Raw genomic sequence first — 16,633 nt, 5'->3', positions numbered from 1 at the left:
CTGCCCTCACCCCGCCCGATGCAGCTTCCGGTACTGATCCGGCGTGCACTGCGCGTGCCGCTTGAACATCTCAGCGAAGGCGCTGACGCCGGAATAGCCCAGCTCCTCGGCGATCCGGCTGATCGGCCGGCGGGTGCACAGCGCCTCGGTGGCGCGCACGAACTTCACCCGTCCACGCCAGTCGCCGAGCGACATGCCCAGCTCGCTGCGTGCCATGCGCTCCAGCTTGCGCACGCTCATATGGTGCCGCTGCGCGATTTCGGCAACCGATTCGGCCACCGACAGGTGTTTCTCCATGTACGCCATCACCTGCTTCAGTGCATCGCTGCTGGCGATCGGCAGGAAGCTGGGCAGTACGGCCGCATTGACGATCTGGTCGATCACCACGGCGGCCATGCGCCGCTGGGCCGGGGTCTGCGGATCGGTCACGCCCTGCCGTGCCAGTTCGTGCAGCAGCTCGCGCAGCAGCGGGCTGACTTCCAGTGCACGGCAGCGATCAGGCAAGCGGCGTGACAAGGCCGGCGACAGATAGGCCGAGCGGTAGGCCAGCTGCGAGCGGTTGCGCGAGTAGTGGGCCATTCCCGGTGGAATCCAGATCGCGTAGTGCGGCGGGGACACCATCCATTCGCCGTCGATCTTCATCTCCATCACACCCTGCGCGACGAAGTTGAACTGGCCCCACGGATGGCTGTGCGTGCCCCAGTCCGTGGGCTCCATCGCACCCTGCCGGAAGTAGATCGGACCGGGCAGCTGGCGGAAGGTGGGGATTGGCTCCATCGGTTGCCGCAAGCCGGGGTCGGTGTGGCGCATTTTCGGGATGTCCTCGATATGCGCCAAGCGTACGCTGGGCAATCCCCCACGTACACCCGCGTTCCGTGAACTATCTTTTCCCGATCCTCGCCTGCCTGCTGTGGGGCGCGAACACCATCGTTACCAAGCTTGCTTCGGGCTCGGTCGGTCCCATCGACATCGGCTTCTTCCGCTGGCTGGTCGCGGCGGTGGTCCTGCTGCCGTTGGCGCTGCCACGTCTGCGCGAAAACCTGCCGACCGTGCGCGCCAATCTCGGGCGCTTCCTGGTACTGGGCTGCCTGGGTGGGGTGATGTACCAGTGCCTGGCCTACTATGCGGCGCACTTCACCTCGGCCACCAACATGGGGGTGATCCAGGCGCTGATTCCGTTGATCGCGCTGGCGCTGTCGCGCGTGTTCATGGGCCATCCGGTGCGAGGCACTTCCATTCTTGGCGCGGTGATCTCCACCGTCGGCGTGGTGGCGGTGGTCTCGCAGGGCGACCTGGCGCGGTTGGCAGCGCAGGGCCTGAACCGCGGCGACGCGATCATGCTGATCGGTGCATTGGCGTTCGCCGCCTACAACGTGCTGATGCAGCGCTGGAAAATTCCGCTGTCGGTGCTGGAGTCGCTGTTCCTGCAGGCCACCGCTGCATCGCTGATCCTGTTGCCGGTACAGCTGCTGGTCGGCACCGGGGTGAACAACCTCACGGCGGTCGGCTGCATCGGCTTCGCCGCCGTGTGCGCTTCGATCCTGGCGCCGCTGACCTGGATGACCGGACTGTCACGCCTGGGCGCTGCGCGCGTCTCTAGCTTCTTCAACCTGGTGCCGATCGTGACCGCCGCGCTGGCTGTACTGCTGCTGGGAGAATCGCTCAGTGGCTGGGTACTGGGTGGTGGCCTGCTGGCGGTGTCCGGCGTGGTGTTCGCTGAGTACAGCGCCAGGCGCGCCGCCGCAGTGCCGAGCGAGCAGCCCGCATAGGGCTTCGGTCATGCGGGATACGTGTCTCCACTCAGCGCCTGTTCCACCCGCTGTTGCAGCGCGTCTGCATCATGGCCGCGTTTGCCCTGCAGGCTGAGATACAGCGAAAGCGGGTCAACCACATCGCCAATACTGGTGAATGCCGGCGGATAGGCCCAGATCTGCAGCCGTGCGCTCTGAAGGCAGTCCGGGCCGGGCATGGGAAGTGCGCCCAGCAACCGCCACGCATCGATGTGCAGTGCGCGGGTGCCACCGATCGGGGGCGGTGACGTTTCAGCAAGCGCATCGAGGCCTGCCATCGGCGCCGGATGCCCCGCATCGCGGAGTGCCTCGGCGGTCGGGCCCCAGCAGACATCCACTTCCTTCAGGATGGGGGAACGCAGGAACGGCTGTGCCCTGGCCCAGACCTCGTCGCGGTTGCCGGCCAGCTTCAGGAAGCGCTCGCGGCCACCGGTGGAGCGCTCGACCAGGCCGCGACCGACCAGTTCGGCAGACAGGCGCGACGCCGTCATCGAGGTGTAGCCGGCGGCGGCGCTGATCTCGCGCGGTGACCACCAGCGCGTCTGGCCACTCAGCAGCACGTGGATCAGTACGGCCTGCGCCGAAGGCAGCAGCGAGATGGCTTTCTTCTCATGATCGGGGTCGTCGCGGAACTCAATGGCCAGGCTCGGCGCGAACAACTGGGTGTGCGGGACCACGAAGTCGATGTGGTTCTCGACCAGGAAGCGGCGCTGGGTCGGCGTGAGATAGGGCGAGACGTACAGCACCAGTGCATTCGCTGCAGAGCGCAGGCAGCGCACATCCTGGATCACACGGGTGCTGGATTCGCCCGGCTCGCGGGCCACGGCGAGCATGGCGGGGGTTTCCCCGTACAGCATCAGCCCGGCGAGGTGGTAGCGCGATGCCATCGCGTGGGGAATGGCATGCAATGAAGCAAGTGGATGCACTGCCGAGGCGAGCCCGGGGAGAATCCTGCGCAGGTACCGCTGCGCGTCAGCGACCAGGTCGGTCAGGCCGGTGCGAACTGCCGTCGTCATCTCGTACTTCCCTTGCGGCGGCATGTCCGGAAGATCGGAACCCGGCCACACCGTCACATTCAGTGGTGAACCTGGAGACGGGTGTGCAGTGTCGGGGCGCGTGGCGATCCATGCGGTCCTGCTCCTTAGCCGTCATGACATCAAGTGTTGCCGGGAACCTTGGAGATTCCGTCGAAAAACGATGGAGATTGGGTGGAGGCGGTGTGCATCGTGGCCGGCGGACTCCCCTTCCGCCGGCCACGAGCACGGACCTGCCCGTCAGAAGCGCTGCGAGTACTTCACGTACACGGTGCGGCCGATATCGAAGCCGCCGTAATAGGGGAAGGAGCTGGACGGCTTGGAGAACATGATCGGGCCCTGGTGGTTGAACACGTTGTTCGAACCCAGCGCCACGGTGCCGTCCCACGGCAGCTTGTAGCTGACCTGGATATCGTGGAAGGCATTGGAACCGACCTTGCGCAGGGCATCCGGCTCACCGTAGGCGTAGCGGTCGGGCAGGGTGCACGGACGGTTTGGTACGCAGCTTTCAACCATGCCGGAGTAGTAGCGCACGGTGTACTGCGTGCTGAAGTTGCCGAGCTGCCAGTTCACACCCAGGTTCGAGCGCAGGCGGGAAATGCCCGGCTGGCCGATCCGGCCCATCATGATCGTATCGCCGGCCGAGTTCTGGTTCTCCTCGTCGTACTTGGAGACATAGCTGTTCTGCAGGTCGATGGTGAAGCGGCCGAACGAGAACTCGGGCAGACGGTAGCGGATACCCAGGTCCCAGCCTTCGGTTTCCATCGAGCCCAGATTGGCCAGACCGTAGAACATGCTGGTGATGTGGCCATCGCCAGCGCGCTTGACGCTGCCACAACGCGACGCGTTGCCGAGCACGTAGCAGTCACGCAGGATGCGGTCGACGCTGTCCTGGATGATCATGTTGGTGATCTTGTAGCTGTACCAGTCGAGGTTGATGTCCAGCCCGTCCACCCAGCGCGGGCTCCAGACAACGCCCACGGTCTTGCTCTTGGACTCTTCCGGGCGCAGCTTCGGATCGGAGCCGGTGGTGAACTCGTCAGGCGTGGCGCACGGATAGCTGGCGCAGGGCTTCAGGCTCTGGTTCAGCTGCTGGTAGCCCAGCGGGACGCCGGCGGCGTTGCAGGCGGCATTGCCGTTGACGCTGTTGGTGGCGCCGATGCCGCACGGGTCGACATAGGTTTCGAAGCTGGTGCCCAGGCCGCCATACAGATCGGAGATGCTCGGTGCGCGGAAGCCTTCGGCGAAGGTGCCACGGATCATGAGCTCTTCGATCGGACGCCAGGCGAAGCTCGCCTTGGAGTTGGTGGTGCTGCCGAAGTTGCTGTAGTCGGAGTAGCGCGTAGCCAGGTTCACGGTCAGTTCCTTGGCGAACGGCAGGTCGCGCAGGATCGGCACGTTCACTTCGGCGAAGAACTCGTTGAGGCTGTAGTCACCGGCGGTGGTGGATGCGCCCAGTGCAGTGCTCTGGCGCGACTGGGCGAAGGCATCGGGCACGAAGCGGCCTTCTTCCTTGCGGTACTGATACCCCAGGGCGACGGACAGGTCACCGGCAGGCAGTTCGATCACCGGGCCGGAGATGTTGGCGAAGTAGCTGCGGGTCTTGGTGATGCCGGTATCGTTGAACGTCGGGAACAAGAAGCGCTGCAGTTCGGGATCGGAGAGAGAGCCAGCCCCCGCGACCCCGAACGGCAGCAAAGGATTCCAGGCCAGGCAACCCGAGACCGGCGATGCCGCCGTGCCACACCGGGCCACACCGTTGGCATCGAGGTAGGAGGGCCCCAATGCCTGCCGGGAAGCGATCAGGCTCATGTCGCCACGGCCTGTTTTTGTAACTTCATTGCGGTTGAACAACGCGCCGACTTCCCAGTCGTACGTCTTGGTCCCCAGCTCGAAGTAGCCGGACAGACTGGGTGCAACCCGCAGCGACTTCAGCTTGCTTTCGGTCGTGCGCGGCACTTCCCACAGGCGGCGATTGAACGCGATGCCGTGGTCGAGCGGGTTGAATACGCTGGCCGCGTCCAGGGGCGTGCCGAACTTGGTCGACTGGTACGGGTAGCCCGCGATCTGCTGGTCGGTGGTGCGCTCGTTGTAGCCGATGTCGGCAGTGAACTTGATCTGGTCGGTCAGGGCGTAGTCCGTGCTCAGGAACAGCGAGCGGCGCTCGATGCCGGTCTGCAGGTGCATCTGGTCGTTGCCGTTGGCGAACTCGGCCGGCGTGATCGGGTGGTAGTCGTTCGGGTTCTTCGGATCGCCGCCACGATTGAGGGTCTTGAATACGGCATCACCGGTATTGCACTTGTAGAGCGCCGGGTCGCACCACGAACCGTTCTGGCTGATGTTGCTCCAGTCCGCGCCCGGGTAGTTGGGGCCGGCGCCGCCGTACCGGGAGAACTCGCGGTCGCGGGCAAACACTGGATCGGACTTCTGGTATTCCAGCGCAAGGGTGTAACCGCCGCGCTCGCCGCGTGCGCCGGTGACCAGCGAGAACGTGCTGTCCTTGCCATCGCCCTGGCTGAACTGCCCGTGCTGCATGGACACTTCCAGGCCTTCGTAGTTCTTGCGGGTGATGATGTTGACCACGCCAGCGATTGCATCCGAGCCGTACAGCGAGGAGGCGCCGTCCTTCAGCACGTCGATGCGTTCCACCGCGCTCATCGGAATCTGGCTGAGATCCTGCAGGCCGCTGGTGGTGGCGCCGAGCCGCTTGCCGTTGACCAGAACCAGGGTGCGCGTGGCACCCAGATTGCGGATGTTGACGTAGTAGCCACCAACGTTCTCGCCGGACGCCAACGCGCGCGCACGCGAAATGGTCGGCGCGCCGGTGGAGGTCAGGTTCTGCAGCAGGTCGGCGATGGTGGTGAAGCCCTGCTGCTCGATCATCGCGCGGGTGATGGCGATGATCGGCTGCTGCGTTTCGATATCCACGCTGCGGATGGCCGAACCGGTAACCTGGATGCGATCGAGGTTCTTCGGTGTTTTATCGCTGTCATCCTGCGCATGCGCGGCCGGTGACCAGGCAGCGGCCAAGGCCGTGCCCACTGCCAGGGAAAGCAGGGTGTACTTGTAGTGCATTTGGCTCTCTCCAAATCCAGTTGAATGGGTTTCCGCATCGCTGCGTGGAAACCGATCTGAAATCCCGCTGTGCGGAATCGGAAGGAACCTAACACTCCGTTTACAACTCGATTACGTTATGGACGCGTTATCGTCGCGCGCCGGATACAGCGTTCATGCACAGGCCATGCACGAAACCGCGACGCGCACCAAGGGTGCTCTGCTTCAGTCTGGCTGCGGGCTGATGACAGACTCCAGGAGACATCCGATGAATACCCCCGGCAAACCAAGACCCACGTGGAAGCAGTGGCATGTGCTGTTGCTGGTGCTTGCCATCGCACTGTTGGTGACGCTGATCATCGTCATCGCGCCATGGTGAATCGTCGGCGTTCTGCTCAGGTACCGTGAACGCGGAAATGCGACGGGATGAAGGAGTCAGGGCGCGTTGAGGGTGGTGATGCATGCATCAATTCGTACTCACCCAATCGGCACATTCAAACCTCCACAGTGGTCCCGAAGGCAACGCACTCGCGCTGTCATTCTCCATAGACCATCGAGCACACAGGAGCGATTCCATGAGCACCCAGTCCACCATCGAACACCGCCTCAACGACCTGATCGAGATCGCCCGCGACGGAAAGTCGTTCTACGAGGAAGCTGCGACCAAGGTGAAGGATGCCGAACTGTCGGCCCTGTTCACTCGTATTGCCGGCGTCAAGGGCCGCATCGTCGCCGCACTGAGTGGCTCCGTTGCTGCCAGCGGTGGCAAGCCGGCCGAGCACGGCACCGTGGTCGGTTCGATGCAGCAGTTCTATGGCAAGGTCCGCGCTGCATTCGGCGACACCAACTATGGTTACGTGGCCGAGCTGGAAGAGTCCGAAGACCGGCTGCTTGGCGGGTTCAAGGACGTGCTGAAGGACAACGAACTGCCGCCGGCCGTGCGCCAGGAAGTCACTCAGCTTCTGCCTGAAGTGCAGGAGTGCCATAACGTGATGCGTGCTCGCAAGCACGCCATGAAGGCGGCCTGACGATCATCGGCGGCCTTCTCCCCGGGGCCGCCACGGTCGGGGCAGCGTGGCTGCCCCGGCCAACCTGGAGGCGGCGTGCAGGACTCAGCGTGGCGCATCGGGCGCGATGTCCTGCAGGTGCAGAACGCGCCCCATCAGCTCGCTGAAGATGGGAGCTGCGACTGCTCCACCACCGTAGCCTCCGCGGCGTGCATCGGGATCGTCCACTACCACGGCGACCGCATAGCGTGGATGTCGCGCTGGTATGACCCCCGCAAACAGGGACATGTAGTGGCGCGCGTATCCACCGGCAGCCGCCTTGCGCGCGGTTCCGGTCTTTCCGGCGATGGCATAGCCGCTGATGCGGGCCCGCGTCGCGGTGCCGCCGGGTTCGGTGGTGGTGGCAATCATGTCCATCACCTGGTCGGCCACGTTTGCAGGCATGGCACGGCTCACCGCTGTTGCGCGACCATGCTCGAAGGTCGGTTGCACGCGCAGGCCATGGTTGGCCAGCGTCGCGTAGGCATTGGCCAGCTGCAGCGTGGTCATCGACAGCCCGTACCCATAAGCCAGGGTCTGCTTGCTGGTGCCGCTCCATGCAGCAGGAGCGGCCAGTACACCGTTGCGCTCGCCGGGAAATCCGCTGCCCGAGACATGCCCTGCGCCCAGTGCGGCAAACATCGCGTGCAGCTGCTCGCGGCTCAGGCGGTGCGAAATCAACGATATGCCCACGTTTGAGCTTTTCTTCAGGACGTCGCTGGTATCCAGTACGCCCAGATCCCGATAGTCACGGGTGGTGAAGCGCCCATTGCGGATCCAGCCTGGGTGGGTGTCGAACGTGCTGGCAGACGTGATCACGCCGGCCTCGAGCGCTGCAGCCACGGTGAACGGTTTCACCGTGCTGCCGGGCTCGAACACATCGGTCACCGCACGGTTGCGGCGTGCATCGGCGGCGCCGGTACCGGGCGCATTGCTGTTGTAGGTGGGCCAGTTGGCCATCGCCAGGATCTGGCCGGTACCGACTTCCAGCACCACGATGCTGGCGGCAGCCGCGCCGTAGCGCTGTACTGCCGGTCCGAGTCCTGCCTGCAGGATGTGCTGCATACGGCTGTCCAGCGATAGCACGATGTCCTCGCCGGGACGCGCCGGACAGCCACGGTCGCGCAGTTCGACCGGGCGGCCCTTGCGATCGATGATGACGTCACGGTAGCCGGCCTGTCCGCTCAGGCGCGCGTCGAACAGGCGCTCAAGGCCTTCAAGCCCACGGCCTTCGATATCGGTGACGCCGACGGTCTGCGCGAACAACTCCGACTGTGGATAGAAGCGTTTGAACTCCTGCTGCAGGTGGACGCCTATGGGGGCCCTGGCCTGCAGTGCTTCAAGGCGGGCTGGATCGCCGCGACGGAAGCCAGGCAGATAGACGAAGCGTCGTTGCCGGTTGCGCGCCAGCAGTCTGGTCAGCACCGTCGCATCGGCCTCCAGTACCGAGGCCAGCTGCTCGACTGAACCTGATGCGTCGAAGAAGGCGCGCGGATCGATCCACAGGGATGCCACAGGAGCCGATCCGGCAATGACGATGCCGTGGCGGTCGTACAGCGTTCCGCGATGCGCGCGCAGCGGATGGTGGCGGAGCATCCGTGCTTCGGCCTGGTGCCGGTAGAAGTGGTGATGGATGATCTGGACGTCAGCGGCCCGCGCCAGCAGCAGGCCCGCCAGCACGGCCAGTGCGGCGCAGGTCAGGCGGTAGCGGCGTCGGAAGTCATGGGCACGCGCGCGGCGTGGCGCCATGGTGGGGGTGCGCATGCGATGGGGCATCGAGACAATGGTTACAGCGGTTGCCCGGCGATGTAGGCCAGCAGTGCGGAAGCACGGTCGATGACATTGGCGTGGCTGCGGCCATCGGCAACAGCCATGCAGGCGATCTCCGCATCGCGCAGCGTGGCCAGCCGGTCCTGCAGGACCGGATAGGGTTCGGCCGTGCGATAGGTTGCGGTGTAGCCGGCATCCAGCAGCGGCTGGACCTGCACGGGATGGTTGTCGTGCTGGTTGCGCAGGGTGCGGTCGATCCGTGCGACATCACAGGAGGCGATGGCGTTGAACGCGTACTCCCATGCCACGGCGTTCGCCATGCCCTGGTCGATCTGGCTGAGCAGCGCTGCACGAGGTGGTTCGATGGGAGAACTGGACGATGCCGCCCCTGTGGTGGCTACCGGCATGGCGAACAGAAACAGGATCAGCGGGAGGTTCAGTCGCATGCGCGCGGCTCCGGGCGTTGCAGGAGGGATGGTGCTTCTGCCGCAGACCGGCTACGGCCCAGCAGCAACACCGCAAGGCTGGCCAGCAGCGCGGCGATGGCCGACGTCCACAGTGCACTGGCAAATCCATGGCTGTAGATCGCCTGTGCGAAGGCGGCGGTGCGCGCATCGGCGAAGGTGCCGGTAGCGATCGCATCGGCCATGGGCAGTACGTTGCGCGCGGGAACCGCCGCGGACAGTGCGCTGCGGATGCCCAGGCTCAAGGCACTGGACAGTACGGTGAATCCGAGCAGGATGCCGACAAAGCGCGTGGTCGCGCTGATGCCGGAGGCCATGCCGGCGCGCTCGCGCGGCGCCGCGCCGATGATGGCTTTGGATGTCTCGCCATTGAGGATGCCGCCGCCGGCACCGATCACCACCATTGCGACGAGTGCCAGCCACGGCAGGTGCTGCCACGCGGCCAGTCCGGCCACGGCATTGCCCGCGGCGGTGACCGACAGCCCGATCGCCAGCACCGCCGGACTGGTCAGATGGCGACCGAGCCGCCGGCCCACGCTGGGAAACAGCAGCATCGCCGCAGCGAACGGAAGCATGCCAGCACCGGCAGCCAGTACGCTCAGGCCGATGCCGTTCTGCAGGTACTGCGGCAGCATCGATGCCATCACCTGTGCGCTGACCGAATAGCCGACCATGGCAATGAGTGCGCCGACGAAACGCGGACTGGCCAGCAGCCCGAGATCGACCATGGGATGTGACCGTGCCCGTTCAACGATGACGAAGGCAACAGCCATGATGATGGCCAGGCCCAGCCCAATCAGCGCCGGGGCCGATGTCCATCCTTCTGCCAGTCCTTCCACCAGGAAGAACACGATGCCGAAGATGGCAGCGCTGAACGTGATGATGCCGGGCGGATCGAGCGGGCGGACCACGCTGTCTGACGACTCGGGTATCCAGCGCAGCGTGCCGTAGCCGAGCAGGCCCAGGAACGGCAGGATCGCGACGAACACCGCGCGCCAGCCCCAGAGTGCGGACAGCACGCCGCCGATCAGCGGTGAGAGCACCATCATCACGCCCATGGCTGTGCCCCAGAACGCCCATGCAGTGTCCTTGGCGGCCCCCTCGTGGTACGTGTGGCCGATGATCGACAGCGAGGGTGCCAGCAGAAAGGCTGCACCAATGCCCTGCAGAGCCCGCGCCAGGTAGAGCAGGGCAGCACCGGGCGCCAGTGCGCAGAGCAGGGAGGTGAGGGCGAACAGGCTGATGCCGATCAGCAGCACCCGGCGGCGGCCGTAGCGGTCGGCGACCGCACCGGCGGGCAGCAGCAGTGAGGTGAAGGACAGGATGTAGGCACTGATCACCCACTCGATATCCGCGAATCCGGCGTGCAGGTCACGTGCGATGCTGGGCAATGCGACCGCGACGGCATTGGTCTCCAGCACGGTCATCGTGCAGCCCAGCGAGGCCACCAGCAGGACCGCGTCAGGCAGCGTGTGCCGTGCAGGCGAAGGGGGAGGAGAGGGCGGCACCGGTCACTCGCAGGAAGGGGAGGACGGCCATTCCATCAATGATCGGTGTTTGTTTCATTCTCGGTGTTTTCTGGTTACGTTAGCTTGAACCTAACGAAATGCCGCCCATGGAACGCCGTCACCTGGAGTACTTCGTCACCCTGGCCGAGGAGCTGCACTTCGGTCGTGCGGCCCTGCGCCTGGGAATTGCCACTCCCACGCTGAGCGTGCAGATCCAGGACATCGAGCGTCGGCTCGGCACGCGCCTGTTCGACCGCGGCCGGCGCGAGGTGCTGCTGACCTCGGCAGGCGAGGTGTTCCTGGCGGAAGCCCGCGATGTGCTGCGCCGGTTCGAACAGGCCGAAACCCTGGGCCGGCGCGCCGGGCGAGGTGAGATCGGCAAGATCGAGATCGGCTACGTCGGCTCGGCGCTGTATGCCGGAGCATTGCAGGATCAGCTCAGCCGGTTTCGCAGCCGCTACCCGGGCGTGGAACTGCAGGTGAGCGAATGGCCGATGGGCGAGCTCCCGCAGCTCCTGCAGGAAGGACGGGTGGATGTGGTGTTCTGCCGGCCTCCGATGGATGTGCCCGACAGTTTCGGCGAACACACCCTGGTCGAAGACCAGTTCTGCGTGGCCCTGCCGGAAACCCATCCGCTGGCGCAGGCCCGGGCGCCGGTGCAGCCGGCGTCATTGGCCCGGGAGGGTTTCGTCATGCCGGAGCAGCCGGTGGGCGCAATGGAAGTCGGGCGCCGCGGCGGTTTCATTCCGCGTATCCGTTCCCAGCCCGGGCATCTTGCGGCGGTGTTGGCCGAGGTGTCGGTCGGCGTTGGTTCGGTGGCGATCGTGCCATCGGTACTGCAACGCACGCTGGTGCTGCCCGGAATGATCTATCTGCCACTGGCGGGCCCCACCATCGTCTCGACCATCGCTGTGCAGTACCGGCGGGCAGAGACTTCGCCAGTGGTGCGGCGGCTGATCGAGCAGGTGAAGGAGACACCGTGCAGGCGCATCGACATGTTGCCCCTGGCCTGAGCGCCGCGCGGCAGGTGGACGATTGCTACACTGGTGCCACCTGCAGTCGCATTCGATGGACACCATGAACAACGGGAACGGTCCGCAGACAGTTCGCTGAGCCGCAACAACGATGCAGACGTTGTTGCGGTGATCATCCCTGCGATGCACGCGAATTGGATGGATCACCGCCGGATTCACTCTGGGCGGAGACTCCCCATGTTCAATCGACAAGCCCCGCGTTGGGCCCACCCGCTGCCATCGGCCATTGTGCTGATGGCGCCGTTCGACCTCCTGGCCTCGCTGGCCATGGACATCTATCTTCCTGTGGTGCCGGTGATGCCGCAGGCATTGCAGACATCACCGACGCTGGTGCAGCTCACCTTGAGCATCTACCTGCTGGTACTTGGCCTCGGCCAGTTGCTGTTCGGCCCGTTGTCCGACCGCATCGGGCGGCGGCCGGTCCTGTTGCTGGGGGCGTCGCTGTTCGCGCTTTCGTCGTTCGCGCTCGCCATGTCCAGCAGCGGCGCAGCATTCCTGGCCTGGCGAGCCGTGCAGGCGGTGGGAGCGTCGGCGGCACTGGTGGCGACCTTTGCCACGGTGCGTGATGTGTATGCTGATACAGCCGAAGGCGCGTCGCTGTACGGGCTGTTTGCCTCGATGCTGGCCTTCGTGCCGGCGCTGGGACCGATCCTCGGCGCCCTGCTGGCAGGCGCCTTCGGCTGGCGCGCGATCTTCGTTCTGCTTGGCGTACTGGGCATGATCGCCGGCATGCGCGCGGTACGGCATTGGCAGGAAACCCGCCCGCAGTGCCGGGACGCGTCGCGACCCGCGCTACGACGCATCCTCGGCAGCGGCGCGTTCTGGGTCTACACGCTGGGCTTCAGTGCGGGCATGGGCACGTTCTTCGTGTTCTTCTCGGTCGCGCCCCGGCTGCTGGTCGGGCGCACGCAGTACTCGCCGCTGTCGTTCAGCCTGGCCTTCGCCACGGTGGCGCTGGTGATGATCGTCACGGCGCGGATGGCGAACGTGTGCATTGCCCGCTGGAACGTGCGCGGTACCTTCCTGCGTGGCCTGTGGGTGATGGTGGCCGGGGTACTGCTGATGGCGTTGGCCGCAGCGTGGCCTCCCTCGTTCGTCGGAGTGGTGCTGCCCATGTGGGGCATCGCGGTGGGGCTGGTGATGGTGGTTTCGGTGGCTGCAAGCGGCGCGCTGCGTGATTTCGCCGATGCGTCAGGTACGGCGGTGGCCCTGTACTACGCCGTGCAGAGCCTGATCGTGGCAGGCATCGGCACGCTGGTTACCCTCGTGCTGCCCGGCGATACCGTGTGGCCGCTGGTGGCCTATGGGTTGCTGTTGCCACTTGCCAGCCTGGCAGGTGCCGCCGCGCTGCGGCATCGCGCATAACGCTGGGTGGCGGGCAAAAAAAGGGGGGCGGCCGCAAGGCCGCCCCAACCCGTCAAGAGAGCACGTGTTTAGAAGCGCACAGACCAGCGTGCGGTGGCGCCATGGTCGCGGCTTTCACTGCCGAACTGGCCGCTGTAGCCCAGCTCCAGCTGCTGCCGCGGGGTCAGCCACGCCGCCAGGCCCAGCTCGGCCACGACGGCGTTGTCGGCAATCGGTGCGCCCTCGACTGCAAAGGTGGTGCTGCTGTTGGCGAAGGCCAGGTTGGCCACCTGGCTGCGGTCACCGAAGGCGCGGCGATAGCCCACGCCACCGCGCAGGTGCAGCCAGCTGTCCTGCTGGAACGATGCCTTCAGGCCCTTGTCGAAGCGCAGGCCAGCGGTGGCGATGGTGGTGCCGGTGTCGTCCACCTTGCCGTGCAGTGCGGCCGCGCCGCCACGCTCGTTGACCTGCTTCAGGTCCACTTCCACGCGGGCGACCTGCAGGTACGGCTCCAGCCCGCCTTCCGCATTGCCGAAGCGGTAGCCCGCTTCGATGAAGGCCTGGCGCGTACGTGCGTTGTAGCGCGCGCTGAGGCTGTCGCTGAAGCCGGCGAAGGCAACATCACGCGTGCTCTTCACTTCGTTGCGGCTCCATGCCACGCCACCACGCAGGCCGAAGCCGCCCCAGGTGTGGCTGGCATAGGCGCCGAAGTGCGTGTTGTCGATCTTCGACTTGGCACGACGCTCCTGCTGCTTCACGTCGGTGCGGCCTGTACCGGCCAGCACGCCGATCTGCCAGCCACCGAACTCGCGGTCGATGCCGACCAGCAGGCCGTTGCTGTTGGCGTCGGTGCGCGCGGTGTTGCTGTTGCCATCCAGCTTGCTGTTGCCGCCCAGTGCCTGCACCCAGGCGCCGGTGGCATCACCCGCATCGGCACCGGGTGCGGTGGCACCGGCACGACGTGACAGTGCGGCATCGCGCACATAGCGGCTGCCCTCGACCAGGGCCAGCGCCGTGGCCGGATGCAGCTCGCCGCTGAGGCCATCGAGCACGCCACCCACCTGTTGCGGGAACAGTTGGGTCAGCGGCTTGGGCAGGCCCTGGTTGATCGCCAGTCCATCGGCCACCGCCGCGGCCGCACGCTGGTTCGGCGTGGTGGCGGCGCTGGCGAGCGAGGCACCCCGGGTCACGTCGATGCGGGTGCCATTGGCGCCGTAGGCCAGGCTGAACTGCAGGAACGGCGAGAACGCGCTGAAGTCGGTTTTCGCGAACTGGCCGCTGACACCGCCGTCGGCGCGGATGAAATTGAACTGCTCGCCGAGGTAGTAGGTACCCGGCTCCGGCAGTGCGACCAGGGTGCCGCCGAGAGTGGCGGTGCCGGTTACGTGCAACTGGTCACTGCGGCCGCCCGGGGCAAGTTCGGCGGCATAGACGCCGGTTGCGCCCTGCACGTAGTTGCCGTTGATGGTCAGCGTGCCGATCGAATTGCCGGGCGCGATGATGCCGTCCACACGGGTGTTGCCCAGCGTGCCGATGCCCTTCAGCAGGCCGTTGGCACCGACCGTGGTGGTGCCGCCGGTCTGCGTGCCGTTGAAGGACACCACGCCACCGTTGACCGTCAGGTTGCTGTCCTTCAGCAGGCCGCTGCTGCTGACCGTGCTCACGCCTCCAGTGGTGTTCAGGGCGGTGGAGACCAGCGAGCCGTTGAGCAGGAACTGGCCACCCTGGACTTCGACCGCTGACGTGAGTGTGTTGGTGCCGTTCAATTCCAGCGTGCCGTCCTGCAGCACTGCGCCGTTGAAGGTGTTGCCACCACTCAGGCGCAGCCAGCCGATGCCGGACTTGGTCAGCTTGCCGGGGCCGCCGATGTCGTTGGTCCAGTCATCCCAGGCATCGCCTTCCCACACCTTCAGGCCACCGGCCTTCTGGTTCATCACCACGTTGGTGTCCACGCGCAGCGAGCCGTAGCCTTCGATGGCCTTACGCAGGTCCATCAGGCCCCAGCCATAGATCTCATCGATGCCTGGTGCGCCGATATCACGCGCGGTGGTCAGCAGCACGTCGCGGACCTGGGCGCTATCGAGATAGGGGAAGCGCTCAAAAAGCAGCCCGAGAGCACCGGTAATGTGCGGGGCCGCCATGGACGTTCCGCTCTTCTCTCCATAGCCGTGCGTCGGCACGCGCTGAGTTACGTCAAGCGAGATGTTGCCATTCGCATCGGTGCGAATATCTGCCGTTGGCGGGGCAGAGGGGTCGTAGGTAGTTGAGTTGATGTCTGTCCCAGGCGCCGCAATGCACCAGTTGGCACTCAGGCCACATTTGTTTGATCGATTGCTCAGCGTCAAGTCCTCCTGGACGTTGACCACGCTGAGCCAGTACCGCTCGATGTCGGGAAGGGCTCGCGGCAAGGTTGCATATATGCCGGCAATCGGACTTTCCTCAGGCGTGGGAATTTCCACATCAGTGTTGCCGGCTGCCCAGACCTGAATCATGCCCCTGGCGCGTGCGCCATCCGCGAAGATGGAGAGTCTCTCAAGCCATTCGGGATCGCTGTATCGGCTATCAAATTCAGCTGCTGACTTGGGCTCTTCAGCCAATCCCCAGCTGTGATTGATCGCACGCACGCCCTGGGTATTCATCTGATCGTATAGATCGACAAGCGCCGAATTCTCTGGCCCTGTGGACTTAACCCGCGTATCAAGACCGAGTCCTTTGAGATAGATCTCGGTGACGCTGTTAAAGAACAATCTGGCGACGGTCAGATCTGCACCGAATCCCACGCCATGCATGCCTGCGCCATCCCGATTTGCAGCGATGGTGCCACCCACATGGGTGCCATGATCCTCATAGGATGCGTTTCGCAGGAGCTCGCTGATCTGCGGGTCGCGCAGAATCAGATCGGCAATGAACTTGGGCATCTTGGGATCAAGCGTATACCGCTGAACCTGCACCTCATCGCCAGCACTGGAGAAGCATGCATCCGGACCCGTCAATGCAGTCCTGTTCGTACACCGGCTGCCATCGCTCAACAGATCAGCAATAGTGATGCTGCGATGATTCTTGCCGGCGAATTCCGGGTGATCCAAGCCGGTGCCGCTGTCGAACACCCCCAGCCGGACGCCAGTGGCGGTCAGCCCCCGCGCGTACGCAAATTGGGCATTCATTGCACCCAGACCCCAGTCGGCATTGAATTCGTCCGTGCGCCAACTGGACGGGTCACCCGCATTGCCGGGAATCGTCGTGGTGCTGGCAACCGCCGTGGCTGCTGCAACCGGCAACTGAGGCGGGGCAGAAGGGATCGCCGACATGGCCGGTTGCGCCCAGGCGGCCTGCAACTGGCGCTGTTGCTGCCAGGTGTCGAGTGATTCGTTGGCCATGGCGGGCAGCGCACTTGCCAGCAGCAGCGAACTGGCGACTGCCAGCGCCAGGCGGCTGTGCAGCGGGGAACGGGAGTGGGACGAACGGCCGTGCAGCGGGTGATTCATCGGACAACTTCCTTGGATGACGGACTACAAAACCGTTAACGCCAAGGCACGGCGATACCCCCCAGCTATGTGGCAGGAATTTTATGAACACGTTAATTGGGCGT

Annotated in this window: 11 protein-coding genes; 4 read left to right on the top strand and 7 right to left on the bottom strand. The window is 65.1% G+C overall.

Annotated features, from left to right (window positions below):
- Window positions 1-6 precede the first annotated feature (6 nt).
- Window positions 7-810, bottom strand: coding sequence for an AraC family transcriptional regulator (locus ACZLIB_RS20255; protein WP_049401083.1), 804 nt, complete (start codon window positions 808-810; stop codon window positions 7-9).
- Between the two features lie 65 nt (window positions 811-875).
- Here ACZLIB_RS20255 and ACZLIB_RS20250 point away from each other — a divergent pair, with 65 nt between their 5' ends.
- On the top strand, window positions 876-1,769 hold the full coding sequence (locus tag ACZLIB_RS20250; protein ID WP_478468554.1) for a DMT family transporter: 894 nt from the start codon (window positions 876-878) through the stop codon (window positions 1,767-1,769).
- Between the two features lie 8 nt (window positions 1,770-1,777).
- Here ACZLIB_RS20250 and ACZLIB_RS20245 read toward each other — a convergent pair whose 3' ends face one another.
- Window positions 1,778-2,806 (bottom strand): IclR family transcriptional regulator, encoded by a 1,029-nt coding sequence (locus tag ACZLIB_RS20245; protein ID WP_458073897.1) that lies wholly within the window; start codon window positions 2,804-2,806, stop codon window positions 1,778-1,780.
- 258 nt (window positions 2,807-3,064) lie between these two features.
- Complete coding sequence (locus tag ACZLIB_RS20240) at window positions 3,065-5,899, bottom strand: TonB-dependent receptor (protein WP_478468553.1); 2,835 nt, start codon at window positions 5,897-5,899, stop codon at window positions 3,065-3,067.
- Between the two features lie 554 nt (window positions 5,900-6,453).
- On the opposite strand from ACZLIB_RS20240, the gene ACZLIB_RS20235 reads away from it, so the two are divergent.
- On the top strand, window positions 6,454-6,906 hold the full coding sequence (locus ACZLIB_RS20235) for a PA2169 family four-helix-bundle protein (protein ID WP_478468551.1): 453 nt from the start codon (window positions 6,454-6,456) through the stop codon (window positions 6,904-6,906).
- Window positions 6,907-6,990: 84 nt separating this feature from the next.
- On the opposite strand, the gene ACZLIB_RS20230 is transcribed toward ACZLIB_RS20235, so the two are convergent.
- The 3 genes from ACZLIB_RS20230 to ACZLIB_RS20220 are packed head-to-tail and all read right to left on the bottom strand — an operon-like array spanning window position 6,991 to window position 10,666.
- A complete protein-coding gene (locus tag ACZLIB_RS20230) occupies window positions 6,991-8,688 on the bottom strand; it encodes a peptidoglycan D,D-transpeptidase FtsI family protein (RefSeq protein ID WP_478468550.1) in 1,698 nt (565 codons plus the stop codon).
- A gap of 23 nt (window positions 8,689-8,711) precedes the next feature.
- A complete protein-coding gene (locus ACZLIB_RS20225; RefSeq protein WP_478468548.1) occupies window positions 8,712-9,140 on the bottom strand; it encodes a hypothetical protein in 429 nt (142 codons plus the stop codon).
- A complete protein-coding gene (locus ACZLIB_RS20220; protein ID WP_478464501.1) occupies window positions 9,131-10,666 on the bottom strand; it encodes an MFS transporter in 1,536 nt (511 codons plus the stop codon). Before ACZLIB_RS20220 ends, ACZLIB_RS20225 begins: the two co-directional genes overlap by 10 nt.
- A 107-nt stretch (window positions 10,667-10,773) precedes the next feature.
- On the opposite strand from ACZLIB_RS20220, the gene ACZLIB_RS20215 reads away from it, so the two are divergent.
- Window positions 10,774-11,679: a LysR family transcriptional regulator gene (locus tag ACZLIB_RS20215; protein WP_478468547.1), complete on the top strand. Its 906-nt coding sequence runs from the start codon at window positions 10,774-10,776 to the stop codon at window positions 11,677-11,679.
- A 198-nt stretch (window positions 11,680-11,877) separates the two neighbouring features.
- The gene (gene cml / locus ACZLIB_RS20210; protein WP_478468545.1) at window positions 11,878-13,065 is read left to right on the top strand and encodes a CmlA/FloR family chloramphenicol efflux MFS transporter; all 1,188 of its coding nucleotides are present in this window, start codon (window positions 11,878-11,880) and stop codon (window positions 13,063-13,065) included.
- 68 nt (window positions 13,066-13,133) lie between these two features.
- Here the strand turns inward: cml and ACZLIB_RS20205 are convergent, their stop codons facing one another.
- Window positions 13,134-16,529, bottom strand: a complete 3,396-nt coding sequence (locus tag ACZLIB_RS20205; RefSeq protein WP_478468543.1) for an autotransporter domain-containing protein — start codon at window positions 16,527-16,529, stop codon at window positions 13,134-13,136.
- Between the last annotated feature and the right edge of the window lie 104 nt (window positions 16,530-16,633).

The sequence above is a fragment of the Stenotrophomonas sp. 220_Sma genome, assembly GCF_056487375.1.
Note: the sequence above shows the minus strand (reverse complement) of the source record. Positions and strands in the feature narration are given on the sequence as shown.

Bases quoted from the DNA above. Each gene is read 5' to 3' on its own strand.
- ACZLIB_RS20230 (WP_478468550.1), bottom strand. From the start codon at position 8,688: ATGCGCACCCCCACCATGGCGCCACGCCGCGCGCGTGCCCATGACTTC.
- ACZLIB_RS20245 (WP_458073897.1), bottom strand. From the start codon at position 2,806: ATGACGACGGCAGTTCGCACCGGCCTGACCGACCTGGTCGCTGACGCG.
- ACZLIB_RS20225 (WP_478468548.1), bottom strand. From the start codon at position 9,140: ATGCGACTGAACCTCCCGCTGATCCTGTTTCTGTTCGCCATGCCGGTA.
- ACZLIB_RS20240 (WP_478468553.1), bottom strand. From the start codon at position 5,899: ATGCACTACAAGTACACCCTGCTTTCCCTGGCAGTGGGCACGGCCTTG.
- ACZLIB_RS20255 (WP_049401083.1), bottom strand. From the start codon at position 810: ATGCGCCACACCGACCCCGGCTTGCGGCAACCGATGGAGCCAATCCCC.
- ACZLIB_RS20215 (WP_478468547.1), top strand. From the start codon at position 10,774: ATGGAACGCCGTCACCTGGAGTACTTCGTCACCCTGGCCGAGGAGCTG.
- ACZLIB_RS20235 (WP_478468551.1), top strand. From the start codon at position 6,454: ATGAGCACCCAGTCCACCATCGAACACCGCCTCAACGACCTGATCGAG.
- cml (WP_478468545.1), top strand. From the start codon at position 11,878: ATGTTCAATCGACAAGCCCCGCGTTGGGCCCACCCGCTGCCATCGGCC.
- ACZLIB_RS20205 (WP_478468543.1), bottom strand. From the start codon at position 16,529: ATGAATCACCCGCTGCACGGCCGTTCGTCCCACTCCCGTTCCCCGCTG.